This window comes from Micromonospora sp. LOL_013 (assembly GCF_048060315.1).
Taxonomy (GTDB): domain Bacteria; phylum Actinomycetota; class Actinomycetes; order Mycobacteriales; family Micromonosporaceae; genus Micromonospora_E.
Map to the genome: position 1 here is coordinate 1 of NZ_JBHMIQ010000106.1, position 771 is coordinate 771.

The window sequence follows — 771 nt, forward strand, 5'->3', positions numbered from 1 at the left end:
GCGACGGCACGGTTGCGCTTGAGCCGGTTGATCCCGCACTCGACCGCGTGGCGCTGCTTGTAGATCTCGGGGTCGAAGGCCGGCGGCCTGCCGCCCTTCGACCCCTTCTTCCGGCGGTTGGCGTCCTGGTCGGCCTTCGACGGGATCGTCGCGGCGATACCCCGTCGACGCAGGTAGGCGCGGTTCGCCTTCGACGTGTACGCCTTGTCCGCCAGCACCCGGTCCGGACGGGTCCGGGGCCGACCGGCCCCGACCCGGGGCACCCGCACACCGTCGAGCACCGTCGTGAACTGCGGGCTGTCGCCACGCTGCCCACCGGTCAGCACGATCGACAGCGGTTTCTGTCCCTGTTCACAGCCCAGGTGCAGTTTCGTGGTCCGTCCGCCACGGGAACGCCCCAACGCGTGGTCGTCGGGTTCCGACCCGGTACCGCCGGGTGGCTCGGCCTGCAGATCCCCCTTTTACGCGCTCCGGCCGCGTGCTGGTGCGCTCGGCTGATCGTGGAGTCCACGGACACGTCCCAGACGATCCGTCCCGCCGCGTCGGCCAGGGCCTGCAACGCGGTCAGGATCCGTGCCCAGGTCCCGTCGCGCTGCCACCGGCGGAACAGGGCGTACGCCGCCGCCCAGGAGCCGTAGTGGTCGGGGATGTCCCGCCACGGGGCGCCGGCCCGGGTCCGCCACCGGATCGCGTCGATGAGCTGCCGTTTCGTTGATGCGGGCGGTCGGCCCGGTCGGCGTGCGGTGGGCAGGAGAGGCTCCAGGACTGCCC

The 771-nt window shown here is 72.2% G+C and carries 1 pseudogene; it reads right to left on the reverse strand.

Features of this window, described 5'->3' with window-relative positions:
* Positions 1-763: pseudogene (locus ACFHWS_RS28520) on the reverse strand (IS5 family transposase); the annotation flags it as partial.
* Positions 764-771: the final 8 nt, after the last annotated feature.